This is a genomic window from Pseudomonas sp. Leaf48 (assembly GCF_001421885.1).
Taxonomy (GTDB): Bacteria; Pseudomonadota; Gammaproteobacteria; order Pseudomonadales; family Pseudomonadaceae; genus Aquipseudomonas.
Genome location: NZ_LMLH01000003.1, coordinates 93,519 through 115,876 on the forward strand (window position 1 = coordinate 93,519; position 22,358 = coordinate 115,876).

Annotated in this window: 25 protein-coding genes and 1 pseudogene; 1 reads left to right on the forward strand and 25 read right to left on the reverse strand. The window is 61.1% G+C overall.

The features are described 5' to 3' along the window. Positions 1-284 precede the first annotated feature (284 nt). Both ASE98_RS27070 and ASE98_RS03340 read right to left on the reverse strand, forming a co-directional pair. A pseudogene (locus tag ASE98_RS27070) lies at positions 285-368 on the reverse strand (DsbA family oxidoreductase); the annotation flags it as partial. Beyond that, a complete protein-coding gene (locus ASE98_RS03340) occupies positions 365-1,696 on the reverse strand; it encodes an MFS transporter (RefSeq protein ID WP_060539967.1) in 1,332 nt (443 codons plus the stop codon). The pseudogene ASE98_RS27070 and the gene ASE98_RS03340, both read right to left, overlap by 4 nt. 255 nt (positions 1,697-1,951) lie before the next feature. On the opposite strand from ASE98_RS03340, the gene ASE98_RS03345 reads away from it, so the two are divergent. Then, positions 1,952-2,992 (forward strand): AraC family transcriptional regulator, encoded by a 1,041-nt coding sequence (locus ASE98_RS03345; RefSeq protein WP_060539968.1) that lies wholly within the window; start codon positions 1,952-1,954, stop codon positions 2,990-2,992. A gap of 346 nt (positions 2,993-3,338) precedes the next feature. Here the strand turns inward: ASE98_RS03345 and ASE98_RS03350 are convergent, their stop codons facing one another. The 23 genes from ASE98_RS03350 to ASE98_RS03460 form a co-directional block, all read right to left on the reverse strand. Then, complete coding sequence (locus ASE98_RS03350) at positions 3,339-4,133, reverse strand: DNA adenine methylase (RefSeq protein ID WP_060539969.1); 795 nt, start codon at positions 4,131-4,133, stop codon at positions 3,339-3,341. Between the two features lie 201 nt (positions 4,134-4,334). Further along, positions 4,335-5,369 (reverse strand): phage late control D family protein, encoded by a 1,035-nt coding sequence (locus ASE98_RS03355; protein ID WP_060539970.1) that lies wholly within the window; start codon positions 5,367-5,369, stop codon positions 4,335-4,337. Between the two features lie 52 nt (positions 5,370-5,421). Further along, a complete protein-coding gene (locus tag ASE98_RS03360; RefSeq protein WP_060539971.1) occupies positions 5,422-5,628 on the reverse strand; it encodes a tail protein X in 207 nt (68 codons plus the stop codon). Beyond that, complete coding sequence (locus ASE98_RS03365; protein WP_060539972.1) at positions 5,603-6,460, reverse strand: phage tail protein; 858 nt, start codon at positions 6,458-6,460, stop codon at positions 5,603-5,605. The genes ASE98_RS03360 and ASE98_RS03365 overlap by 26 nt, the downstream gene beginning before the upstream one ends. Before the next feature lie 9 nt (positions 6,461-6,469). Next, positions 6,470-8,812, reverse strand: a complete 2,343-nt coding sequence (locus tag ASE98_RS03370; protein WP_060539973.1) for a phage tail tape measure protein — start codon at positions 8,810-8,812, stop codon at positions 6,470-6,472. Positions 8,813-8,954: 142 nt separating this feature from the next. Continuing rightward, complete coding sequence (locus ASE98_RS03375; RefSeq protein WP_060539974.1) at positions 8,955-9,263, reverse strand: phage tail assembly protein; 309 nt, start codon at positions 9,261-9,263, stop codon at positions 8,955-8,957. An 11-nt stretch (positions 9,264-9,274) separates the two neighbouring features. After that, positions 9,275-9,778, reverse strand: coding sequence for a phage major tail tube protein (locus tag ASE98_RS03380; RefSeq protein ID WP_060539975.1), 504 nt, complete (start codon positions 9,776-9,778; stop codon positions 9,275-9,277). A gap of 12 nt (positions 9,779-9,790) precedes the next feature. Then, complete coding sequence (locus ASE98_RS03385; protein WP_060539976.1) at positions 9,791-10,954, reverse strand: phage tail sheath subtilisin-like domain-containing protein; 1,164 nt, start codon at positions 10,952-10,954, stop codon at positions 9,791-9,793. Positions 10,955-11,056: 102 nt separating this feature from the next. Further along, complete coding sequence (locus tag ASE98_RS03390) at positions 11,057-11,644, reverse strand: hypothetical protein (protein ID WP_060539977.1); 588 nt, start codon at positions 11,642-11,644, stop codon at positions 11,057-11,059. After that, positions 11,644-14,004 carry a phage tail protein gene (locus ASE98_RS27645; protein ID WP_162237377.1) on the reverse strand — a complete coding sequence of 787 codons (2,361 nt, stop codon included), beginning with the start codon at positions 14,002-14,004 and terminating at the stop codon, positions 11,644-11,646. The genes ASE98_RS03390 and ASE98_RS27645 overlap by 1 nt, the downstream gene beginning before the upstream one ends. After that, positions 13,946-14,557, reverse strand: coding sequence for a phage tail protein I (locus tag ASE98_RS03400; protein WP_060539979.1), 612 nt, complete (start codon positions 14,555-14,557; stop codon positions 13,946-13,948). The genes ASE98_RS27645 and ASE98_RS03400 overlap by 59 nt, the downstream gene beginning before the upstream one ends. Before the next feature lies 1 nt (position 14,558). Further along, positions 14,559-15,437: a baseplate assembly protein gene (locus tag ASE98_RS03405; RefSeq protein ID WP_060539980.1), complete on the reverse strand. Its 879-nt coding sequence runs from the start codon at positions 15,435-15,437 to the stop codon at positions 14,559-14,561. Then, positions 15,434-15,760, reverse strand: coding sequence for a GPW/gp25 family protein (locus tag ASE98_RS03410; protein WP_043302559.1), 327 nt, complete (start codon positions 15,758-15,760; stop codon positions 15,434-15,436). Before ASE98_RS03410 ends, ASE98_RS03405 begins: the two co-directional genes overlap by 4 nt. A 13-nt stretch (positions 15,761-15,773) precedes the next feature. Then, complete coding sequence (locus ASE98_RS03415; RefSeq protein WP_236707771.1) at positions 15,774-16,004, reverse strand: hypothetical protein; 231 nt, start codon at positions 16,002-16,004, stop codon at positions 15,774-15,776. A gap of 57 nt (positions 16,005-16,061) precedes the next feature. After that, the gene (locus ASE98_RS03420) at positions 16,062-16,622 is read right to left on the reverse strand and encodes a phage baseplate assembly protein V (protein WP_060539981.1); all 561 of its coding nucleotides are present in this window, start codon (positions 16,620-16,622) and stop codon (positions 16,062-16,064) included. Beyond that, positions 16,589-17,152, reverse strand: coding sequence for a hypothetical protein (locus ASE98_RS03425; protein ID WP_060539982.1), 564 nt, complete (start codon positions 17,150-17,152; stop codon positions 16,589-16,591). The genes ASE98_RS03420 and ASE98_RS03425 overlap by 34 nt, the downstream gene beginning before the upstream one ends. Continuing rightward, complete coding sequence (locus ASE98_RS03430) at positions 17,145-17,780, reverse strand: hypothetical protein (RefSeq protein ID WP_060539983.1); 636 nt, start codon at positions 17,778-17,780, stop codon at positions 17,145-17,147. Before ASE98_RS03430 ends, ASE98_RS03425 begins: the two co-directional genes overlap by 8 nt. Further along, a complete protein-coding gene (locus tag ASE98_RS03435) occupies positions 17,777-18,091 on the reverse strand; it encodes a head-tail joining protein (RefSeq protein ID WP_060539984.1) in 315 nt (104 codons plus the stop codon). The genes ASE98_RS03430 and ASE98_RS03435 overlap by 4 nt, the downstream gene beginning before the upstream one ends. A gap of 2 nt (positions 18,092-18,093) precedes the next feature. Beyond that, positions 18,094-19,089: a major capsid protein gene (locus ASE98_RS03440; RefSeq protein WP_060539985.1), complete on the reverse strand. Its 996-nt coding sequence runs from the start codon at positions 19,087-19,089 to the stop codon at positions 18,094-18,096. 63 nt (positions 19,090-19,152) lie between these two features. Further along, on the reverse strand, positions 19,153-19,497 hold the full coding sequence (locus ASE98_RS03445; RefSeq protein ID WP_060539986.1) for a head decoration protein: 345 nt from the start codon (positions 19,495-19,497) through the stop codon (positions 19,153-19,155). Then, a complete protein-coding gene (locus tag ASE98_RS03450) occupies positions 19,494-20,642 on the reverse strand; it encodes a head maturation protease, ClpP-related (RefSeq protein ID WP_060539987.1) in 1,149 nt (382 codons plus the stop codon). Before ASE98_RS03450 ends, ASE98_RS03445 begins: the two co-directional genes overlap by 4 nt. After that, positions 20,639-22,123, reverse strand: a complete 1,485-nt coding sequence (locus ASE98_RS03455; RefSeq protein WP_060539988.1) for a phage portal protein — start codon at positions 22,121-22,123, stop codon at positions 20,639-20,641. Before ASE98_RS03455 ends, ASE98_RS03450 begins: the two co-directional genes overlap by 4 nt. Beyond that, entirely contained in the window at positions 22,123-22,329 is a 207-nt protein-coding gene (locus ASE98_RS03460; RefSeq protein WP_027923826.1) for a phage head-tail joining protein, read from the reverse strand. The genes ASE98_RS03455 and ASE98_RS03460 overlap by 1 nt, the downstream gene beginning before the upstream one ends. Positions 22,330-22,358 lie beyond the last annotated feature (29 nt).

Here is a 22,358-nt window from a genome sequence, read left to right on the forward strand (position 1 = left end):
CCTCGAAAAAGGTGGCAATGAACGCCTGGCCGTCGATGATCGTGGCCGGGTGGTTATTGACTTTGAGTTGGGTGGAAATGAACAGATAGCCGCTCTTTGTATGGCCCCCGGCCGGCGGGCTTTTGTCAGCAGGTACAGGAATGAGCCGGGCATGCCAGTTACCGCTCGCGATCACTTTCGCGCAGCGCTTCGCTCATGGAGGCCAGCAGCGCATCGGGGGTCGTGAACCCACCACCGTCCTCTGCCGGCCGAACTGCACACTAGGCACGTCGAAACTGTACCTACGAGTGTTCCAGTTGGCGCTCGCCGATCAGGCACCAGGCGCAAAAGAAATCGAAAAACACATCAATACGTAAACGACGACTCACAACCTCACCTCTAACCCGGCTTCACTGACAGGGTCAGGCACGCTCTGCCCCTGAAGCCGGGCGATATCTCTGTGGTAATGACACTTGGCATAAAAGAACACCGCCGCTGCCGCGAGGCTGACCAGCGGCACCAGTTGAAACGCGGCATGCAAACCGATGAGGTCGGACACCCGACCGGTGATGAACGGCCCCGGTGCCAACCCCAGCAGGTTGTTGGCCAGGGTCAGCGTGGCGAAGGCCGTGCCGTGCACCGAGTAATGGGTCAGGTTGGCAACCATCGCGCCGCTAGGGCCGGTGGTACCGGTGGCAATCAGCATGCCCAGGCAGATCAGTAGCAGTTGCACCGGCCCCGCCTGCAAGGCAAAGGCTGCCGACAGAAACAGACAACTGCCCAGACAAAAGGCGATGGCCAGGCTGACCTTGCGCTCCGGTGAGTGGCGACACAGGCGATCGCTGAGCATGCCGCACAGAATCATCCCCACACCGCTGCACAACACGATGAGCGCCGCCATGCCGCCGGCCTTGTCGGTGGGCATGTCGTAGTAGCGGTTGAGGTAGCTGGGAATCCACACCATCACCGTACCGCCGACGAATAGCTGCAAACCGCTACCCACGTACGTGGCGATCACCGAATGGCTGGACCACAAAGTGCGCAGCGGACGCTTGACCGCGGCAGCCGTCTTGTTCGCAATCTGCGCGGCACGTTGTGGCGCAATGCGTGCTTCCTTGACGATCAGCGGATAGAGCACCGCCAGCACCAGGCCAAACAGAGCCATGCCGGCGAACGACCAGCGCCAGCCCAGCTTGGCCGCGATAGCACCGCCCAACGCCATGCCCAGCACGGCACCAAACAAGCCACCGGCCATGAAAGCACTGGCCAGGGTGGCGCGCATATGTTTGGGGAACACCGAGATCACCACGGCGATGCCGACGCTGCCGTAAGCCGCCTCACCGACACCGACCATAAATCGCGCGATGAACATCTGCTGGTAGTCCTGCGCCACCGCGCAGCCCAGGGTCGCCAGGCTCCAGAGCAGCGCCATCAACGCCAGGCTCTTGACCCGGCCGAAGCGGTCGGCCATCAACGACAGAGGGAACGTCAGCAGGCCAACCATCAGGGCAACGACGCCGCTGAGCAGACCGAGCTGGCCGTCGCTCAACGCCCACTCGCTCTTGAGCAGCGGGAACACCGCGTTGAGCACTTGGCGTGACATGTAATCGGAAATCAACAGGCCGAACGTCAGCGCGAAGACAATCCAGGCATATTTACGCGCAACGCCGACTCCACCGGAGTCGTCATCGTCGGCGGCGATTGGGTGAAAGGCCATGCAGCCTCCTCAATGTGGTTGTTTTATTGTTGTTATCAAGCGTGTAGCCGCTACGGCTTACGAAAGTGACTTCAATGCCCACACGCGTGAGCATCCCCATGACCAAGGGCCGTGCTGTTGAACCGCAGTAGGTTCTAGCGCGTATCCATTACCTTCCGCTCTCTATTTTCGGAAGCCTGAAGGTAGCTTTGACGGGGCATCCTGCACTAAGCTTCGCAGGACTCAATCTTGCGAAATTGGGACACGAGGGAAATCATGTATACCCTGACGCGGAGTGCCAGCCTTACCAACTATGAACAGGTTGCCCGTTCAGAGGGGCTCGATCCTTTTCGTATGCTGCGGATGGCCAAGCTGCCGGCCAGTGCCCTCGACGATCCGAATATCATGATCAGTAGCGATTCGGTCGGGTGGCTGCTAGAGGAGTCAGCCCGATTGTCCGGTCAGGAGGCTTTCGGTCTGCTGCTCGCCGAAAAGAGACACCTTTCCAACTTTGGCATGCTGGCGCTGCTTATCCGCGAAGAGCCAACACTGCGCGCCGCCTTGCAATCTTGCTTTCGCTATACGCGACTGCATAACGCCGGTGTGCAATTGTGGCTTGAGGATGTGGGCGATCTGACCCTGCTGCATGTGGGGGTGAACATGCAGGGCCATCATGGCGTCTGGCGCCAAGCGATTGAACAAGCAACCGGAATTATCCTGCGCACGTTGTGCATTCTGAGCGGTTATACCTTCCGGCCGGTAAGGGTCAGTTTTACTCACGCCCCCCCCTCCAGCCTTGAAGTACACCACCGTGTGTTGGGAACCGCGATCGAGTTCTCTCAGGAATTCAACGCCATCGTTTGCCGCGGGGGCGATTTGGATATGGCCATACCTGAGGCGGACCCCGCGCTGCATCGCGAAGTGAAGCGATCGCTGGACATGCAGTTGGCTAACCTGCGCGACGAGCCGACGCAGCGGGTACGTCAGATCGTCAAGATGCTGCTGCCAAGCGGACTGTGTTCTGTCGATGCGGTTGCCCAGCATCTTGGCATGCATCGACGCACCCTTAACCGCCACCTGGCAACTGAGGGTGAGAGTGTCACAACGATCATCAACGCTGTACGGGCTGAACTCGCCGAAGAGTATTTGGCCAACAGCAGACGCCGATTTTATGAGGTGGCCGAACTGCTCGGCTTTTCCACGGCCGGTGATTTTTCACGCTGGTTCCGCAGCCAGTTTGGCAAGACACCTTCGAATTGGGTTGCTTCCTATCGAGAGAGCAAGGCGCCCCCCGAGCCCCGCCGCCTGAAAAAATAGAAGGAGAGATTCAAGGGCGACAGACAAGCCTGTTGGCCGACCAACCTGCCTGAAACTGTCATTTCTTCGACGCGGCCATTATCGGCGACAAGTCCTACATAAGTGAAACTCCCCAGAACCCAGAGACGCTTCTGAGCGTCTCCTTTGGGTCGATTCTGTTGAAAAAGTCGGCCATGGTTTGCGCATCGGAAAAGTACGCGTCCGAGATTGAAATCTTTACTTTTGGCAGAGGCTTCCGGACTCGAATTTCACGTAGCCGCGTGCAAAAAAGGCGTTTTCACCAGCCAATGAGCAGGCAGTTTGGGCGGACCGACTTTTTCAACAGAGTCGGTCGATAGCTGTCACGTCAAAACAGTCCTCCCAATGCCGCTGGCTCCCAGTTCATGATCACCAGTTCTCCACTGACCTCGGCCTTACCCTGCCGCTGGTTAGTCGTGGTGTAGCGGATGTCCAGCGTCTCAAAATGAAAGCCCTCGAACACCCGGCGGATGTCCGGGTGGTCGTTAATGCTGACCATCACCCTGCCCTTACAGCGGCGCATAAAATCGGCCATGCGTTCGTAATTTTCAAACGGAAAATCCACCCCATACCCTGCGGTCTGCCAGTACGGCGGGTCCATGTAGTGGAAGGTGTGTGCCCGATCGTAGCGTTCGGCGCATTCCAGCCAAGGCAGGTTCTCCACGTAGGTACCGGACAGGCGTTGCCACGCGGCTGAGAGGTTTTCCTCGATACGGAGCAGATTGATGGCCGGACCGGTGGTCGCGGTGCCGAACGTCTGCCTGGACACCTTGCCGGCGAAGGCATGGTGCTGCAGGTAGAAGAATCGCGCGGCGCGCTGGATGTCGGTGAGGGTTTCCGGGCGGGTCATCTTCTGCCACTCGAATACCTGACGCGAACTGAGCGCCCATTTGAACTGACGCACGAACTCTTCGAGGTGATTTTGCACCACACGATACAACGTCACCAGGTCACCGTTGATGTCGTTGAGGACTTCCACGGGCGCCGCCTGGGGTCGCATAAAGTACAGCGCGGCGCCGCCGGCAAAGACTTCGACGTAGCATTCGTGGGGAGGAAACAGCGGAATAAGGCGATCGGCCAGACGGCGTTTGCCGCCCATCCAAGGGATGATGGGTGAAGACATAGATAGCAAGACCTTTACTGTATAAATAAACAGGTGCTAGGCTCGCTGTGCTTTGTGCACAGAGCAGGAGCCTTGGCGGGACTTGCAGGGACAATCTGCGGGGACGGTGGCCAAGCTGGATGTTGACGCATCCAGCTTGGCCGCTCCTTTTACTTTGATTTTTGAAACTTCTGACTCGGGCCGACTCATGCGCCCGGGCGATCAATCCGGCACTTCAAGTACGACCTTCTGCGGTTTCCCTGACGCCTTGGCCTTGCCCTCCTTGCCGCCGTTGCACTCCACCGACACCGTCCACCCGGACGGGGTAAAAGTGTGATCCACCGACTCCGCCAAATACTCACCATCGAGCCCACGCTTGAAGCCCTGCGCCTCGATCATGATTTCGGCAAACAGGTCAGTTCGCCCAGGCAGGTCCAGACGCACCGAGGCCGTCGAGCGGTTGAACGCGGCCAGGCGTGCCTTCGCCGCTTCATCGGCCGCCGTGCGGTCCGGATACAGATGGCGGTCGGTATGCACCGGCGGCAGGCCTTCCGGCACGTTGGGGTTGTCCAAGTGCGAAATCAGCAGTTCGCCGCTGGCCGAGTCCTGGTACTGGGTGCTGACCCCTTGATGGGCGCTGCGGTCGCTCAAACGAAACTGCCAGCGGGTCACATCACTGCGTTGCAGGGTGATCACCGCCAAGGCCTTGCCACTGGCGCTCTGTCCGCCCTGTCGCGGCAAGACCAGCAGCTTGCCGTCGGCCACCTTGGCCGTGCAGTCGTGCTTCTTGGCCACCCGGGTGATGAAATTGAAGTCCGACTCATTGAGCTGATCCATGCGCGGCACCCGGGTATCGACCGGACACGACGGCTGCCAGCCATTGCGGGCCGCCACGTCACCGACGATCTCCGCCAGGCTGACATCCTCCCAACTGCCACTGCGGGTGGTTTTGCCGCTGCCGCGCATGTCGCTGGCCTTGCCGCTGATCACCAGCGTATCCGGTGGGCCGGAGACGGCCACTTCGTCCACGGTGTAGCGGCCCATGCGGGTCAGGTCGGCGCCGACATAACCCAGGTAGATTTCGATACTCGCGCCACGCACGGGCAGCGACACGGCGCCGTCACGGTCATCAATGCGCAGCTCAAACGAATCCGAGGCCATGCCGGGCCGATCGGATAGCTGTAGCGAGACCAGCCGATCATTGATCAAGGTGGTGATGTCGGCGCCGTCGGCAACGATGCGGAAAAGCGGTTGCATGTCGGTACTCCGAACAAGAAAAAGCCCGCACTCGGCGGGCTGGGTAACGGGATCAATCCCATAGCGAGATCTCGCTGTCAGTCTCGACCACCAGGTCCGGCAGCGTGATCAGTACGCCGGCCCGGAACGGCTGCGGCTCATCGGCCAGGCCCTGGTTGGCGGCCAGCACCGCCTCGACGCTGCGGTTCAGGTGGCCGTAATAGTGGTGACACAGGGTGTCGAGCAGATCCCCGTCAGCTGTTCTGCAGGTCATCGCCATAACGGACAAACTCCAATGAAAAGCCCTGCTTGCGCGGGATCGCCCCGGGCAATAAGGCGCTTTGCTCTTCTTCAATATTGGTCAAACACCAGTTGCCCAACACCTCGCCATAACCGGTGGTCAGGTTCAGTGGCAGCAACTTGGCGCCGATGCTGCGCAGCGTATCCAGCTGCTTCAGCCCGCCTTTGAAGCTCGGGTAGATCGTGCCCTTGATGGTGATTTTTTCCTCACCCAGACCCACCGCCTGCTGTGCCGGGCGCCGCGTCAGGCGTTCCTGCGCGGCCCAGCGAAACGACGTCTGCCGCCGGAGTTCGTCAAACGCGGCGGTGTCCAGGTTGAAGTAATACGGACGTTCATTGGCCTTGAGCGGGTAGAGAATCAGCAGGTGCGGGAACGGCTTCACCGCGTCGGCTATCGGCGTCATGTCGCCGGCAAACCATTCCGTGGGCAGGATGTTGCCCAACGCAGCATTGGCCTTGCCGGCCACCTTGCTGAACGCCGCGCCAAACCGGCCGATCTGTTCGGTCAGGGCGGAAAAGTGCTCATCAAACTGGGCCAGCGCGCGCTGGGTCTGGTTGTAGTAGCTGGCGACCTTGCCAATCTTGGCCTGCGCCGAGTTGATCGCATCCTGCAGACGCCGGGTCTTGTCGCTCAGGTCTTCGCTGATAAAGGGCAGACCTTCCAGCGCATCGGCCGCCCCACTGATCTCATTGAGCGCGCCATTCATGGGGCCGGTCATGGACTCCAGGTCAGTGCGCCCGGCCTCTCCGGCGTCGACCATGTACTTCAGCCCGCCTTGCAGGTGTTGCAGGTAAGTTTTTTCATCCGCCATTTCACGTCCTCAACCCACGTGGGGTGCATCAAACAACTGCCGGGAACGTGCTTCCCGGGCGAAATCTTCAAACTGACGGCGCAGGTATGGCATCAATTCCCGGACCAACTGCGCCGGGTCCTTCACATCGCCGTGCACCTGAAACACTGGGGCCGGAGCGAAGGTGAATTGCTGATCGACCTTCGGCCATTCGGATGTCTTTGCTGCGGTGCTCGACATCAATGCCACCGCCGTAACCGGCGCGGCGGAGGCACTGTCCATCGAGCGCACGACCGCGCCAACCTCCTGACCGGCGGGCATAGGAAAGAGTCCGAGCGGTGCTTTGGGTACGACCGGGGTGTCCGGCCCGCCAAACAACGCCTTGCCCATGGTCGCGCCCACGTCGCCGCCGCCCCACGCCCCGAGCCAGGCACCGATCATTCCGCCCACCGCGGTACCGAGCAACGGAATGACCGAACCGATAGCCGCGCCGGCCGCTGCACCCGCCAATCCACCGGCAAGCCCACCCGCCGCCTCGCCGTAGCCTTCGGCCTTTTCATCACGGGTGGTGGCGTTCTGGTAAGTGTCCAGCATCTGAACGCCGGCACCGACCACCGCCAGCGCCCCACCCACTTTCATGCCACGGGACGGCCGACTTGCAGGGCCTTTTCTCTTTCGACCTGAATCGTGATCCAGCCCGTCGTCATCGCCGTCATTCGCGTTGGTCACGAATACCCGCTGCACGATATTGGACCGGTCGCCGGCCGAACCGCGCGCGATGTTCACCAGCCCCCGACCGATCTTCAGTGCGGCCCAGGCCTTGCCCGCCAGCAAGGCTCCGGCACTCAGCGCCGCCAGGCCCAGCACCACGTTAGGCGTCTCCTCGGACAAGGCGGTCAAGCCACGCGCTGCTGCACCGATACCGCTGGCCAGCGCATCCGTCGCCGGACGCAGGGCATCACCGATCGCACGCAGCGAATCGTTGAATGCCTGACCGGTTTCGGCCCAACGTTGCGACGAGCTCTCGCGACGTTCGTTCAGGTTTTTGTCGAGAATGTCCTTGCGCGGGCCGTCGGGGTTCGAAGCGCCCTTTTTCAGCTCCGCGTAGAATTTTTTGTTCTGGGTGTACGCCATCAGCGCGGTCTTGACCTGCATGTCGGCAAACAGATCGCCGGTACGCAAAGTGGCGGCCAAGGCATCGGCCATCGCTTGCGCCTTGGCCGGGTCCGTCTCCTGGTTGATCTGGGTCAGGCCCTGATCCAGCTGTTTGGCCTTTTTCGGGTCGGTCTTTTCTACATACCGGCGCGCCAGTTCAAAACTGGCTTCAAAGGTCGACAGCCCCTTGGCAATGGCGGCGTTCATCGAGCCCTGATAGTCGATCCCGGCATCGGCATAACCTTTGACCGTTTCCCCCGAACCGATTTTCGCGATCCAGTTTTTCAGGTTGTTCGCCGCCTCATCGGCGCTGCCGGCGCTCTTGATCTGCACCTGCAACATGGCGCCCAGCTGCGTCACCGCCTCCTGGCCGCTGATGCCGCTGCTGGCCATCTGCGCCAACAACTCCGGAAACCACTTGGCCATGTCGGCCGCCTCGAAGCTGCCTTGCTGGCCCAGCAGGGCAACCGACGCCAGTGCCTGTTCCATTTTTTTTGGGTCGGTGATCTTGGCGTTGTTCTGCATTGCCAGAATCATCTTCGCCGTGTCGGTGCCCGAAGCGCCCTGCCCGACTGCAAACTTGGCAGCCACCGGGGCGTACCTCAGCGCTTCGGTCAACACCATGCCGCCACCGACCAACTGATTCACTAGGTCGGCCACTTGGGTGTTGGCCATGCCGGTGTCTTTTGAGGTCTGGACGATGTCGCGGGCGGTGTCCATTTCCTGTTGGGTGTTGGCGGTACCGGACTTGATTGCGATGTCCCGGATGATCGCCTGAAAATCCGCGCTGACCTTGGTCGGTACCGCGGCCAGTGTGGTACCGGCCACCGCCGTGCCAAATCCACTGCGCAGGCTCTCCCGCCCCTCTTCGACCTGCCCCATGCCTTTGGCTTTGAACTCGGCACTGCGCACCACCTTGCCCAGCGCCAAATACTCCTGACGTAGGCGCCCGACTTCGACACCCTGCTTGCGCAAGCTGTTGGTGTTGGTTTCCAGTTTGCGCAGCAAGGCGTCGGCATTGGCCGCCCCGCTGTCGTGGGCTTTTTTCCATTCATCGCGTAGACGCATGGTCTCGCCGATGACTTTCTGCAAACCTTTGGCGCGGGTGGTTTGCGCCTCGAGCTTTTTCATTTCGCCGCTGACATTCTTGAAGGCGGCGCCCAGGGATGAATCGACGGCGCCGCCAATTACCAGCCCGAGCGAGAGTTTGTTCGCCATGCGGAGTACCTATATGCAACGGGGATGGGCTCAGTCCGTGAGCCACCAGACCATCTCGGAAAACGACAGCCCCTGAATCTCGGCCGCCGAAAAATTCAACTCGACGGCCAAGCGTTTGGCCAGGGCCTTTTGCAGCCTGGGGTTAAACCCCGTCGTCTGCTCCCAAACGAAAATAGGCGGTCTGCAGACGACGATAATCACGCATCAGCAGCCCCTCCAGATCCGCGCGGCCGATGCTCGCCAGGCTGCAGAACAGGACCATCTCCTGCTCTTCTTCGTTGGTACCGCCCTGCAATGTCGCGGCGCGCATCTCGCGCACCGTCGGTTCGCGCAGGGACAGTTTGTCGACCTGAATGCCGTTGGCCTGACTCGGCCGGGACAGGGCCACGGTGGCAATGCCATCGCCCAGTTGCAGCCACTTGGGCAGAACGTTGTCTTTCACATTGCTCATGGTGTTGCTCCTTACATGCCCAGGGCAGACCGCACAGCGGCCAGTTGATCGGTGCCATCGATGACGCGGATCGAGTTGAGGGGATCGATTTCAAACATCACGCTGCCGTCGATTTCCAGCTTGTAATAGGTCACCGCGACGGCGTACTTGAACTCGCCTTTTTCACCCGGTTTCCAGTCCCCCGGATCGACTTCCTTGAGGCTGCCACGCAGGGTGGCGACCACCGACTTGACCGAACCTTTCTGGCCCTTGAAGGCACCGCGGAACGAGGCGTTGAACCCGGTCAGGTCGGACTGGCCGAAGAACTTCAGCACCTCGCGGCGCACACCGTTGGTGAGGAAGCTGGCTTCCAACTTCTCCATACCCATGTCGAGTTCGACCGCCGCGTCCATGCCGCCAGCGCGGTACTCGTCAGTCTTGAGGGTCAACTTGGGCAGGGTCAGGCTCGGCACATCGCCTTGCAGGCTGATGCCGTCCACGAACAGGTTGGTGTTGTAGAGCACTTCCGGAATCATAAAGCGGCCTCCTTAGGCGGCGGTGTCCAGCACTTCAGTGATCCACTGATCGGTCACCTCCACGCGAAAGTTCGGGTTTTCGGCCGGCGGTACGTCAGTGAACCGAATGTTCCAATACACCTTGCCGTCGCTGAGTTCGCTGGAGGTGTTCAACTCTTCGTCGGCATACACCTCGAAGTTGATGATCGCGCCCTGATTCTTCAGGTCGCGCATGAACGCCTGCAGGCCTTCGGTCACGTCCTTGACGTAGGTCGCGGTGATCGAACGGTCGACGGCCCACTTGTGCGCGTAAAGGATGGCGTCCATGACGATGTCCAGCGTGCGTACGCGGGTGACGAACTTCCATTTCGGGTCGCTGGACAGCGTACGGTTGCCCCACAGGCGGTAGCCGTCATCACGGATGATCGTGGTGATATTCGCGTTGTTGAGCAGGTTGGCCCGGCAGGACGCATCGCCGTCGAGAAACTCGATTGGCCGCGTGGTGCCGGTGATGCCGACAAACTCCTTGTTCGACGGCGAGGCCCAGAAGCCGTAGGTGGCATCGGTCCACGCAAACAAGCCGGCAGTCCAGGCCGAAGCCGGCGCGTTGACCGTGGCACTGGTCCCGGTGTCCCAGAACTGCACGCCGGGGTCGACCATGTAGGCGTGTTTGCTGCCGAAATTTTCGGCGTACTCAATGGCAGCTTCGTCGGTGGTGTTCGGCCCGTCGAGGATGGCCATGGCCCGCATCTTGTCGGCCAGTGCCACCAGCTCCGTGCCCACCGCCAGCGTCGACGAGTACCCCGGAGTCACCAACAACCGTGGCTGGGCGTTGAACTTGCTTTTGCCGTTGAGCAACGCCTGCATGCCAGTACGGCTGCCGTCGGCCCAAACGCCACCGATGATCGCGGACAACTGCTCGGCCGGGTCGTCCAGCAGCGGCACACCGACAGCGACAATCACTGCCTTCGACCGCTTGAAAATCGCTTTACAGTCCTGGGTGATGGCCGCGTCCGGCCCCCAGGCGGCCACCGCTTCGCTTTCGCGGGTGATCAGCAGCAATTCGTTGGCCGCTGCGGTTGCCGGCGGCCCCACGGTGAAGGTGTTGCACAGGCCGATGATCGACGCGGACGGGGTGGCGATATGCCGGGCGCCGGTGTCCACCAAGGTCACGGTGACGCCGTGAAAAAAACTCATAGAGTGATGCTCCAGAAACGAAAAAGCCCCGCATAAGCGAGGCCGTGGGGATGTGCGGTGACTTGCAGCATGGAAAAGAAAACGCCCCGGCAATGCGGGGCGTCAGGACGCGGTGCTGGTCAGTCCGTCCGGCTTTAACGGCCGTTTATCACTGGCTGGAAAGTCTGGCGAAAGAGGCCAGGCCCGCAGTTCATTGCGGTAGGTGCGCCAGGCGAGTTCGGTGTTCAGCGCAGCCGGATCAGCATCCAGATGCTTGTCGATCTCTCGGCCAGCCCAGTGCAGTTCATTTTCGATCCACGATCGTTCTCGACGGTTTTGCATCGCCAGATCGAGCGCGGCATCGAGCACCCAATCGAGACCGTCCCAGAGATGGGCCGCACTCGGTCGCGGCAACGCCGTCAGTTCGGCCGGTAACTCGCCCGGCATCGAATGCGTCACTTCGGCACCATCGGTGGTGCGGAAAGCCACGCCACGATAATCAGGCACCACGCCCCACGCATTCTGTTGCCTGACGACCACCTGCTGCTCCGGGGCTTCAGGCGGCACCTCCAGCGTTGCGCCAGCCGGTAGACCGCAGCCGCGACTCACATAGATGTCGTGCTGTCCGAGGTACTCACCGGTGGTTTCACTGAACGTGTAAACGTCAATCCAGCCACTCTCATCAAAAAAGCCATTCACTAAAGTAGTCATCAATACATCCTGCAGATGTAGTTGTAAGCGACGTTGCGCATTCGGGTTTCTGGACTCACACGGACGACGGCTGAAGGATTGAAAGTTACCGACATGTTGCCCGTTGTACTGACTCGTGGTGCAGCGGGTATATCACTCGTCATGTAACCCGTAGCCGTAAATACGCCGGTCGCGGTATTCACCAGCAACATTGAATCGTCATCTTGCAGCCTGAGTTCACCCGTCATGTTTTGTAGCGCGTCGAGTTGAAGGCTCAACACAGGGCGCCCATAGTCGGGATCGATTCCGCGCCCGCCATCCAGACCACGAATCGACTCACCGCGCAGATCTGGCAGCATTCCAGTGGGATACACGGCTGCCAATGCCGGGTACCACTCGACATTGAACGGCTGCCCCCCCATCAAAACGCATTTGTCGGGTGGCGTAGCGGTTGGCCATGGAAACGGCACTCCAACGGGAAGCGAAAATATGGAAGCAGGATCAAAATTACTTTCGGTCCAGATCTTCCCGAAGTCGGATGCATCAACCTGTAAACCCACGTCGCTCGAGGCGGGTCGATAACCAATGTAGACCTTGTTCGACGCCTGACCCGCACCACCGCCTTGCTGCACGGGAGTGAAACCCAGTGCCGCCTGATACGCAGCAGGGTCAAAGTTGCTAGTGTTCCAACCCGTTACCCACTCACTGAATTCATATCCCTCTGGGGTCTGAACTGCGCCTCGGGTATAGGTTGTACCGGAGTTATAGCTGGTGATTTGTTGCCAGAGGGTGTCTTGACTGACTGCAACCAGCATGGGGGAGAATTGACCGCCGGCAGGCATGTTCAGGCTGGTGTTCACCCGGTAAATGCCCACAGTAGTGATTGTGTTTAGATCAGTGCCGTCGGGAAGGACAATCCCCCCGTGACCGATACCATAAGCACCCGTGAGCAATACACGGCCTGGCGTGTCATCTTGGGGGTAGATTTGTTTAACCAGATTGGTTGAGTCCCATATGCTTTCCCATTCGCCCCAAACACCGGCAGTCAAGGCCCGGCGGTGTAGGGTGTGGTCGGCATTCCCATAAATCTCCTGGAAGGCGTATTGACCTGGTGTAATCGCCGAAACGCGAACCCAACCCTCATAGATCCCGCCACCTGGCCCTCCTATGCCATTGCTGATGAAATAGAGGGCCGTCTCCGCGTTCAAACCACCGATGTCAACGTCACTGACCGCATAGGCAGGCCCGCCCCAGCCGAACGCTCCGACCTTCATCAGCGCATCAGGCGTTTCATCGTGCAGATGGACCTGCACATCAGCGGTCGCAGCGGTGCCCAGCCCGAGGTTATTCCGAGCCTCGACCACATCCGCAACATCGCCCAAGTTTTCGGTCACTGCCAGGGCATCGGTGATGCCGTAGCCGTCCAGGGTGGTCGGGTTGGTACCGGCGACCACACGCCCGAGGGCATCGACGGTGACACTGCGAAAGGTGCCCACACCGACCCCACTGCCGCCTGCGATTATTTCAAACTGCAAACCGGTGGTGCCGAGGGTGATCGGCACGTCGGTGACCAACTGCCAGAGGCTGTCGCCGTTGGTCGTGCCCTGCTCGACGTGGATAAACAACCCCGGTGTCACTTCCAGGCTGTTGTCGGCATCGGCGGCCCGCGTCCAGCCTTCGGCGCTGACGACATACAGGCCATTCTCTTGGGGCAGCGCCTGGGCGGTCACCAACACCCGGTCACCGACGACCACGGCCACGTCATCGATGGTCTGTAGATTGCTCAGGGCAATGGCGGCGGTCGTCGCCACCCGCGCTGACTGTTTGTGATCCAGCTTGGCCAGCGCTTCGCTGATCGCGAGGTCCACGTATTCGCGGGTGGCCAGCACCACCGCCGGATCGATCTTCAGCACGATGTTCGCCGAGCTGCTGACGATGAAGTTCATCCGCACCACTTGGGTCTTGCCACTGCCTTGGTCCAGCAACGGTTTATAGCTCGGCGCGCAGTTGGCCACCGCCACCAGGTCGCCGTCAACGTCGTACAGGCCGATCTCGCGAATCCATTCGCCGCCGACTTCCGGCGGAATGATCTGTTCGGTGATGACGGTGTTGGGATTGGCCGGATCGACGCGGATCTGGTTGATCGGCGCCCGGCGCCATTCATTGATCAACTGGGTCTGCAGGCGATCGGGAATCGGGTCGGTGCCGTTGGCATCGCCCAGGCCCATCTCGGTGAACATCCAGTCCAGGCCCATGGCGATGGCATTGGCATGTTTGGCTTCACCGACCGCCGTGAGAATGGCAAAAAACTGACTGGTCTTATCAATCATAGGGATAAACGTCCAAAGTATCGGTTTCATCGACGCAAAGCGCCGGGCCAAAGCTGCCGGTCACGTCGATGTCTTGCGGAGCCGGTGGGTACACGTCGATCTCTTCGCCCTCTTGCACGCACACGGCAATGCCCAGCACCCCTTCGGTCTGCAGACTGAGCGCCAGGTTGGTCATGTGCCGGCTGACCGGACGGGCATCGTCGATCAACCACGCCAGTTCCTCGTACAGCTCCTCGGTGATGCCGGCGTCATTCAGGCCGACCTCCAGAGCGAAGGTGCCGGGCACGCCTTCCGGCACGGTGTCGTACCATTCCACGACGTCGATCAGGTAGCCCAAGGGCTCGACCACCCGCCGCAGCGAGCCGATGGTGCCTTTGCGTGCATGCACGTCGTACGCGGAGCGGATCGCCGTGCGCTTGGCCTCTTGGGTCCAGTTGTTGTTCCAGCGGTCCACCGACCAGGCCGAGGCCAGGTACGGCAACAGGTGTTCGGGGCAGCTGTCGGCGTTGTACAAACTGCGCAGCGGAATCAACGTGTTTTCGTAGTTGGCCGCTTCCACGGCCAATTCCAGCGGGGTGCTGTTAAGCGGTAACAGACTGCTCATGTCAGGCCCCCAGCGTCACGCTGTAACCGGTGCAATACGCCGCCTCGGCCTTAGTCGGCTTGATGTCGGTCCAGCCCAGCAGCTCTACCCGGGCGATGCCGGGAACGTGCAATTGCGCATCGATCCCCGAGCGCGCTACTTCCAGCCCCAGGCGACGACGCGGGTTGATCCACTCGCTCAGGCGTTTTTGGCTTTCGGCCAGGTAGGCTTCGTTCTCCGGGCCGGGTGCCTGCGGATACAACACCGCTTCAATGCGGTAATCGATGACCACGGCACTCTGCACCGTGAGGCGGTCCGCCACCGGCCGCACGTCTTCGTCATTGAGGTGCAGCCGGACCTCTTCCAGCAGTTCCGGCGAGGCGGCGCCACTGCCTTCGAGGCTGAGCACGGTGACCACCACCACGGCCGGCGATGGGCTTTCCGCCGTGGCATCGGCCACCAACCCGGAGGCGTTGCGCGCATGCAGGATGTAGCTGTTACGCGGCCCCGCCGTGGTCAGCCCCTCATACGACAGCTGCACCCGCTCACGCAGGGCATCGTCCTCTTCGAGCACCTGCGGCGTCGGCGGCACCGTGCTCGGATCTCCCGCCTGAATCACCAGGCGTTGCAGATTGACGTTGGCGGCCAGGTGATCGAGGTCGGCCCGCTCGGCATGGGCCAACAGCAAGGCCTTGCCCGCGTCGTTGACCCGCGCCCGGTTCTGCAAGGCACCATACGCCGCCTGCTCGATCAGCTTGAGTACCGGGTCACTTTCCAGCTCCGCGCTCCAATTGTCACCCATGCTCAGGCGGAAGGCTTCCAGTTTCTCCTGGTAAACCTCCTCAAAGTCGAGGTCCTCCAGCACTTGCGGCGGCGGCAGGGCCGCCAGTTCCATGGTCATGCGGACACCTCCAAAGTCACGTCGCTACCCAGGTACTGCCCGGTCAGCTCAAAGGTGATACGCCCGTCGAGAATGGCCACCGCGCGCACCCGCCCCAGCTTTAGACGTGGTTCCCAACGGCCCAACGTGCTGGCCACCTCGGCTTGCACGGCACTCTTCCAGCCGTCATTGACCGGCAGGTCGACAAAGCGCCGCAGCTTGCTGCCGTACTCCGGGCGCATGCGTCGGCTGCCCAAGGGCGTGGACAAGATGTCCTCGATGGACTGGCGCAGGTGATCGAGGCCGGAAATGAGTTGGCCGGTACGGCGGTCCAGTCCGATCATCCCGATCATGGGATCAGCCCTCGACCGCGACAAAATCCTTGCGGCCATGCAAATACTCGAGCGCGACCGTGTCATCCGAGGCCACCGCGACCTGGCCTTTTGCCACTTTCAAGGTGCGCCCGGCCTCCAGCAGGACCAGCACCCGCGAGGTATACAGCGTGTCGCGGAAGGTACAGAGCGCGGCCGGCGTGGCCGGGATCGGCTCATCGCTGACTACCGATACGTCCTTGGTTTTACTCGTCATGCTTTTTCTCCAGACATGAAAAAGCCCGCACGCGGCGGGCTAAAGATGAATATCTGTTCAGTGGGAATGGTTGCTGCTGTTGCCGCCGGCATCCATGATCGTGCCGGCGCCGCTGATATCACCGGACACGCTCAGCGCACCGTCGATGCTCACCTCACCCGACAGCGTGATCTGGCTGGCCGTCACCCGGATTTGCTCCGGCGTCACTTCAAACTGCGAGCCACCGACCGTGATCGTCGCGTGGCTGCCATTGGGTAACGCGATGCTGTAGCTGCCGGCTTGCCAGTCGTAGACCAGCGAGCCGCCATCATCGAAGTACCAGGCCTCGACGTGATCACGGTTGTCCGGCGGCGTCCCGGCGTTGCCATACAGCCCCGGGATAAAGGTGCCCATGGCCGGATCACCGCTGGGGCTGAACAGCGCGCCCTGCTCATTCAGACTTGGCGCGCGCCAATGACGGGCCTTGCCCGCCGCCAGGCTGTGCCAGCGCACCCAAGCACTGACCCAGGCACCGGCCTTGACCCGCACCCGCCCCGCGCTCAGATCGACGCCGACCACCACGCAGGGCATCAGCATCGCCGCGATCATCCGGTCATGTTCGGCGCTGGCGTATCCCATGCCAGATCCTCCGGTTGAAAGTAGTGATCTTCATTGCCGGTACCGGTGCAGCCATCGACATTCAGGTACAGGGTGCCCGGGGGCTCGACAGGCCACAGCCACTCAACCTCACCGAGGTAGATCTGCTGGGTCCACTCCACCGTCCACACGGTGTAGCCATCCAGTTCAGGTTTGGTCCAATCCTGACGCGACGCCACAAACTGCGCCTGTTCGACGTTGTCCAGCCCCCAGGTTTGTGCCCGCAACAGAATGGCAAGTTGTGCGGCCAACTGGGCACCGAGTTGCTGATGACGGGCCAACTCGGGCGCGACAATGACCCGCGCTTCAAAGCGCTGGACCAGCACCGTTTCACCGGTGCCGATGTCGGGCCCGGGCTCAAACTCAACCGGCTCGAGAAATACCGCCGGCAACGCTATCCGGTCCTGAATGTCCGGACAGGTCGCCACAAACCGCACCGAGGGCAGTGCCTGGCGGATGTGGTCCTCGATGGCGGCGTACAACGCATCCAGCGAAAAGGCAGGATCAGACACGGTTGCTCCCCTTCAGGTATTTGTGCAGTTCAAAGTTCATCTCTTGTCTGAACACGACCAGTAGACGCTCGTCGGCCTTGTTGGCCCAGGTGTAAAACGGACCTTCAACGTCTTCGAGCGAGACCTTGGCCTTGGCCAGTGGAAAGCGATTGTCGTTTTCCGCGATCCAGCCCGAACTTGTGCCTCCACCCGCGGACGCGCTGCTGCCGGGATAGTCATCCGGGTTGAAATGTTTGCTGGAGGTGCGGATCCAGATGTCCGCCTTGTTGCCATACACACGCTTGTAAAAGGCGCCCTGGTAGCGCCGCCCCGCCACCGAGACACCAGCCTTGCCCTGCCGGGGATTGCCTACCCGGCTGGCCTCCATCGGGTTGGTGCCAAACCAGAGTTTGCCCAACTGGCCCTGGCCTTTGATGGGATAGCTGCGCAGACGCTGACGCACCGCGCGGACGGCGATTCGTTCCTGCTTGCTGACATCCCGCGCCATGTGCGTGGCCAGCCAGCCCAAGGTCTTGTTGATTGCCCGCCGTTGCGCCGCGGCGGCCGCCTTGGGCATCACCTTGGCCAACTGTTTAAAAGCCTGCATATCGTCTGCGGAAAACTGCAGCGAAACCGGCACGGTACTCATGCTTTTAACCTCAACGACAAGGCCACCAGACCATCACCCGCCGGCTCCAGGTGAATCAGGGTGTACTCGCCACCACCGTCCAAAACCGGTAAGTCAATGAGCACTGTCTGCGCTTTTTCCACGCCCGCGGCGTCGGCCACGCGAATGTGAAAACACGGCTCGCGCAAGCCGGTGTTCAAGCGTCCGATTTTGGGCTGCAACCAAGGCGCCGAGAACATGCCCTGCACCCGCCGACCTTCAATGAAGCCAACATCGGCCAGGGTGTCGAACACTACGCTGTCGATCTCCGCGACCAGGTCTCGAAAGGCCATGGTCAGAGCGTCAGCAGGATCTGTGCCCGAGGACGGGTGCATAGGTGCAACGGGTTGGACTGGGCTTCACCGGCCATGCCCTTGTTGAACGGCAGTGGTTCCAGCTTGCTGTAGTACGGCAGGCCTTGGGTGTTGGCGGTTTCCATGTAGTCCGCTGGGGCAAAGCAGGAGATGTACAGTTCCGGCACGCCTTCGGGAATCAACAACGCCTGATCGTCGTGGATAAACGACACCCCGGCGATCCGCCCGCGGTAGCGCTCCCAGACGATGCCACCCAGCTCGAAGCTGTCCCGCGCATCACCACGCAATTCCGCGGCTTGGATCGTATTGAGGTAGGTTTCCTCAACCGATTTGTGCGTGACCAGCTTGTTCCAGAAATTCTTGCCACAGAAGGCCCGCGCGCCCGAGCTGGTGACGCTGCCCAGTTCATCGTCCTGCATGTCCAGCGCTTCGGCGCACTTGACCCGAACCTTGGTAGCCGGGTCGTTCAAGCCCATGGACAAGCTTTGTTGCTCCACACCAAACGCCTGATAGATGTTCAGCAGGACCGTCGAACCATCCGCGTCCAGCACCAGACCGTTCAGCGCGCCCATGCGCTGGAATTCATGGGTGGCATCGAGCTGACGTTTGGCCTTGCTCAGGCGCGTGTTGACCACGCCCTGCACGGCCTGCAACTCGGTGGTCGTACCAAAGGCGCGAATGCCCTGAATTTCGTCGGCCTTGATGGTGAAACGCTGCGGCAGGTGCACAGTGTTAAACGGAATCATCTGACGCTTGCTGGCACCCACGACCAGACCCGAGGTGCCGCGCTCACCCGCCGGCACCAGGGCCAGGGTGTTACCGTCCTTTTCAATCTGCACGGTCAGGGTGCTGATGCCTTCCTCGCGAAATAGGCCCAGGCTACTGATGCGACCCGGCAGGTATTCCTGCTCATTGATCGCCGCGGTCAGCGAAGACACGGAAAAAACATCGTCGGTAAAAATGCCAATGTCGGCCATGAAGGGACTCTCCAGAAAAGCAAAACCCCGCACAGGGCGGGGTTGGGGTAAGGGGGGGCTGACTTAGCGGGCTATCACAAACTGAGCCGCCAAGGCGGCCTCCGCCTCAGCATCGAAACCGGTCAAATGCACCTCGCTGACCTCGGCCAGCCGTACCACGGCACTCGCGCGACGCTCTTCGGTCGATTCACCCAGCGGCCCGTAGAGGATGCAGGCCGCGACTTCGGTGCCATCAACGGCGGCGGGATCGTAGGGGGCAAACTCATTGGTCGCCGTGACCAGCCCCAGCACCTGGCCGGCATTCAGCGCGACACCGGCGGCCACCAGAATGGATTCACGAGAGATTTTCCCGGCCCCTTCGGAGAGCAGAAACTCGCCAGCGTGTAGCGTTTCGTACTTTACGGTCATGCTCGTGCTCCTTTTGCACTGTTGGATTGCCCGGCATGGGCGGCCTGACGGGCCGCCCAGATCGAAGTAGGATTCGGTTGTTTCGCCTGCACCTTCGGCGCGGGGTCATCGTCGAGAGGCACGCTGTTGTCGATTTCGAAACCGTTGCCGCTGCTGACGATCTTGTCGAACAACCGCGCGCGTACCGCGGGCTCATCCAGCCCCGCGGCCACATACTCGTGGCTGAGTTCTGGCAGTCGTGCCGCGACACACAGGTCATGCACCGCCTTGGCCCGGGTCAACCCCGCCTGGACGACTTCTTCGCTTTCAAGCTGGGTCGAACTGAGCAATGGCGCGACCAGATTGCTGATCCCCGCCTCGGCGCAACGTTGAGTGATTAACAACGCCAGCTTGGCCGAGTCCGTCACCAGCTTGGGTGGGTCGTTTGGCGCCGGCTCCGAATCTGGCTCAGGCAACTCATCGAGCTGGGCCAGCAATTCAGCTGGGGTGTGCTGGTAACGCTGCATCACCCCGCCCTGCCCCAGACACGCTTTGACCTGCACCCCGTCGCCCACCTCATCGGCCAGCCCCAAGGCAACCGCCTCACTGGCGGTCAACCAGGTTTCGGCAGCCACCAAACCTCGCAGCTCCGCCTCATCGATGTCCGGTGCCTTGGCTTTGTAAGCCGCGATGATCGCTTCCATGGTTTGGTCGAGGACATCCGCCACCTTGCGAAAGCTGTCGGCATCGCCAGCTGCATAGGTCCATGGGTTGTGAATCATCAGCATGGCATTGGAGGCGATCACCACTTTATGGGCACCGCACACCGCGACACTCGCCGCACTCGCGGCCAAGGCATCAATGCGTGCCGTGCAGCGTTCGCCCAGCCGTGACAAGGTGTTGTGCATGGCCAGTCCGTCGAACAGGTCGCCGCCAATGCTGTTGAACGCCGCGATCACCGGTGACACGCCGTCATCGACCGCGCGCAGATCCTGCATAAACTGACTGGCCGTAATGCCCCAGGTACCGATCTCGCCGTAGACAAAGACTTCGATCACGCGCTCGGTCGCTTCGCCACTGGCGTGCACGGCGTACCAGCTTTTGTCCTGCACCGGCACCCGCTGGCCGGCTTTGTTGTAAATGCGTGGCGGCGTGTTCTTGCTCATGTCTGCTCCTTGTCGTCGAGCGCCTGAAGCAGTTCGACGAGCGTGCTGTAATTAAGACCTTTACCCCGAGCGCGCTCGGCATCGGCGGCGTTTTCTTCGTCCACCGTTTCGGCGTCATAGCCGGTGCGCAGGACCATTTCGCTACGCGAGGCAAAGCCGGCGTTCACTTCCATCGTGCGTGACTGAACATCCTGAACCGGATGGATATACGCCCAGCCTTGTGGCACCCAGCGTGTACGCAGGTACTCACGGCGTCGTTGGGCGTAGTCCGGCAACAGCACGGCGCCACTGAGCACCGCCATATCCATCCACGCGGCCCGCACTGGGCGACATAACTGGTGCACATACACACCGAATTGCAGCTGCTCCAGTCGACGCCGGAACTCGGTAAGCACCACCCGTAGTGCACGGTCGTTCACTTCGCGCATGTCGCCTGTGAGGATCTCGTATGGCATTCCGGCGCCGGCCGCTGCCGCCATCAATTGCTGACGCATGAAATCCGGGTAGTTGTTGCCGGCATCTGGCGGCGAGGAAAACTCGACCTCCTCGCCCGGCAACAACTCCTGCATGGTCCCGGGCTCCAATGCCACCATCGGCGTGAAGCCATCCGAAGCGAGGTTCAGTGGCGCTCCGGTCACTGGGTCGACCGGCGTCTGGATGTCATCCGGTGATGGCTTCTTGATGAAGCCGGCGAACAGGTTGGCCACCTCTTGGCGGAACAACACCGCATCGTCGTAGTTGTCCAGGCTGCGCAGGCGCTTGAGCACCGGCGATAAACGCGGCAGACCACGCAGCTGACCCGGTTCGACCGGCTCAAAAATGTGCAGCACCTGGCTCGCCGGTACGCGCACCAATTGGTTGTAGCCACTGTTCAACGACGCGGCATCGCCGGGATGCGAGCGATACATCCAGTACGCCACCCGGCGGCTATCCGGACTGAACTCGATGCCGGCGCGAATGACGTTGCCGTTACGGGCCATTTCGGACTTGTCGTGTGGCACAAACTCCGGCGCCAGCACCTGGAGTTGCAGCGGCACCACCAGCCCCTCATCAAGGCTGCGCGGGCGCAGGCGGACAAAACATTCGCCGGCCGTTTCCACCGTCCGAGCGATCAACGCCTGCTGTCCGTAAAAGTCGGTGAGACCATCGGCGTCGGATTCTTCGGTCCAGTCGGCCCAGAGCTCCTGCAGCAAATGCCGAAGCTCGTCATCCTGGGTTTTTGGCCGCGGCGTGATACCGGTGCCGATCAGGTTGCTGACCCGTTTGTCGATGATGTTGAACGCGTACGGGTCGTTGCGCACTGCTGCACGGGAACGCGAACGCAGGTTGCGCAGCGCCGGAATGGCAATGCTGTTGAAACCGGCGTCGGGCGCATCCCAACTGGCGGAACGACGCCCTTCAGCCGCGCCTTCATAGCTGGCCTTGATATTCGAGGGAATCAAGAAACCGCTGCGGCCCAATGTTGGAAAGTGACGAGCCATTACAGTCCCTTGCCTCCATGGTAAAGCCGCACGATGCGGGACCGAGGGCCTGCCGCCGCGATCAGCGAGCTACGAATTTCGTCGCGTGCCCTGAGCAATTCGTCGATGTCGCGGTACTCGACGTTGCGATCGGCGTAACGCACGATTTTTTCGCCACGCGCGATTGCCTTCTCGACCGCGTCGAGTTGCTGTTGGGTAAAGGCCATGGGGAACGCTCTAAAGTAATAAGACAACG

Coding starts and splice junctions, on each gene's coding strand:
- ASE98_RS03460 (WP_027923826.1), bottom strand. CDS start 22,329: ATGGCCTTTACCCAACAGCAACTCGACGCGGTCGAGAAGGCAATCGCG.
- ASE98_RS03420 (WP_060539981.1), bottom strand. CDS start 16,622: ATGGGATACGCCAGCGCCGAACATGACCGGATGATCGCGGCGATGCTG.
- ASE98_RS03455 (WP_060539988.1), bottom strand. CDS start 22,123: ATGGCTCGTCACTTTCCAACATTGGGCCGCAGCGGTTTCTTGATTCCC.
- ASE98_RS03390 (WP_060539977.1), bottom strand. CDS start 11,644: ATGACTACTTTAGTGAATGGCTTTTTTGATGAGAGTGGCTGGATTGAC.
- ASE98_RS03360 (WP_060539971.1), bottom strand. CDS start 5,628: ATGGCGATGACCTGCAGAACAGCTGACGGGGATCTGCTCGACACCCTG.
- ASE98_RS03340 (WP_060539967.1), bottom strand. CDS start 1,696: ATGGCCTTTCACCCAATCGCCGCCGACGATGACGACTCCGGTGGAGTC.
- ASE98_RS03415 (WP_236707771.1), bottom strand. CDS start 16,004: ATGACGAGTAAAACCAAGGACGTATCGGTAGTCAGCGATGAGCCGATC.
- ASE98_RS03440 (WP_060539985.1), bottom strand. CDS start 19,089: ATGGCCGACATTGGCATTTTTACCGACGATGTTTTTTCCGTGTCTTCG.
- ASE98_RS03400 (WP_060539979.1), bottom strand. CDS start 14,557: ATGAGCAGTCTGTTACCGCTTAACAGCACCCCGCTGGAATTGGCCGTG.
- ASE98_RS03365 (WP_060539972.1), bottom strand. CDS start 6,460: ATGGCGGATGAAAAAACTTACCTGCAACACCTGCAAGGCGGGCTGAAG.
- ASE98_RS03435 (WP_060539984.1), bottom strand. CDS start 18,091: ATGGCCTTTCGAGACCTGGTCGCGGAGATCGACAGCGTAGTGTTCGAC.
- ASE98_RS03430 (WP_060539983.1), bottom strand. CDS start 17,780: ATGAGTACCGTGCCGGTTTCGCTGCAGTTTTCCGCAGACGATATGCAG.
- ASE98_RS03375 (WP_060539974.1), bottom strand. CDS start 9,263: ATGAGCAATGTGAAAGACAACGTTCTGCCCAAGTGGCTGCAACTGGGC.
- ASE98_RS03355 (WP_060539970.1), bottom strand. CDS start 5,369: ATGCAACCGCTTTTCCGCATCGTTGCCGACGGCGCCGACATCACCACC.
- ASE98_RS03350 (WP_060539969.1), bottom strand. CDS start 4,133: ATGTCTTCACCCATCATCCCTTGGATGGGCGGCAAACGCCGTCTGGCC.
- ASE98_RS03370 (WP_060539973.1), bottom strand. CDS start 8,812: ATGGCGAACAAACTCTCGCTCGGGCTGGTAATTGGCGGCGCCGTCGAT.
- ASE98_RS03345 (WP_060539968.1), top strand. CDS start 1,952: ATGTATACCCTGACGCGGAGTGCCAGCCTTACCAACTATGAACAGGTT.
- ASE98_RS03450 (WP_060539987.1), bottom strand. CDS start 20,642: ATGAGCAAGAACACGCCGCCACGCATTTACAACAAAGCCGGCCAGCGG.
- ASE98_RS03405 (WP_060539980.1), bottom strand. CDS start 15,437: ATGACCATGGAACTGGCGGCCCTGCCGCCGCCGCAAGTGCTGGAGGAC.
- ASE98_RS03445 (WP_060539986.1), bottom strand. CDS start 19,497: ATGACCGTAAAGTACGAAACGCTACACGCTGGCGAGTTTCTGCTCTCC.
- ASE98_RS03385 (WP_060539976.1), bottom strand. CDS start 10,954: ATGAGTTTTTTTCACGGCGTCACCGTGACCTTGGTGGACACCGGCGCC.
- ASE98_RS03410 (WP_043302559.1), bottom strand. CDS start 15,760: ATGATCGGACTGGACCGCCGTACCGGCCAACTCATTTCCGGCCTCGAT.
- ASE98_RS03380 (WP_060539975.1), bottom strand. CDS start 9,778: ATGATTCCGGAAGTGCTCTACAACACCAACCTGTTCGTGGACGGCATC.